Below are 706 nucleotides of genomic sequence, written 5' to 3'. Positions count from 1 at the left end.
CAACCCTCCACCACGACGACCCCGGCATCACCGCCCAACCCACCACCAACCCCAACACCACCCCACACCCCCACCACACCGCCTACCTCATCTACACCTCCGGCTCCACCGGCCGGCCCAAAGGCGTGATGATCAGCCGGCAGTCACTGGACAACTTCCTGAGCGACATGGACGCCCGCTTGGCGCTCACGCCTGACGACAGGCTTCTCGCGATCACCACTGTGGGCTTCGACATCGCGGCCCTTGAGCTGTACGCACCGCTGCTGGCGGGCGCGTCGGTCGTGATCGCTCCGCGTGAGGTGGTGAAGAACCCGAGCCAGGTCGGTGATTGGGTCAAGAGGCACGGTGTGACGGTCGTGCAGGGCACGCCGTCCTGGTGGAACACGGTGGTGACGGAGCCGGCCATGGCCGGCGTCCGGATGATCGTGGGGGGCGAACGGCTGCCCGCGGACGTCGCGGAGGCGATGTGCGCCAACAGCGCCGGGGTGACCGTGATGTACGGCCCGACCGAGGCCACCGTGTGGGCGACGTCCGAAGACCTGGCGGAAGGTGCTCAGGTGACCCTGGGCCGCCCGATCCGGAACACCCAGATGTACGTGCTGGACCAGCATCTGCGGCCACTGCCGCCCAACGTCCCCGGCGAGCTCTACATCGCCGGCGTCCAGCTCGCCCGCGGCTACCACGACCGCCCCGCCCTCACCGCCGA

At 69.1% G+C, this 706-nt stretch carries 1 protein-coding gene; it reads left to right on the top strand.

Annotated features, from left to right (window positions below; genetic code table 11):
• The coding region (locus tag ABGB18_RS49385; RefSeq protein WP_347702668.1) for an AMP-binding protein at positions 1–706 on the top strand (706 nt) is incomplete at both ends.

Source organism: Nonomuraea sp. B12E4 (assembly GCF_039871825.1).
Lineage (GTDB): Bacteria > Actinomycetota > Actinomycetes > Streptosporangiales > Streptosporangiaceae > Nonomuraea.
This window is presented reverse-complemented; position numbering and strand designations above follow the sequence as displayed.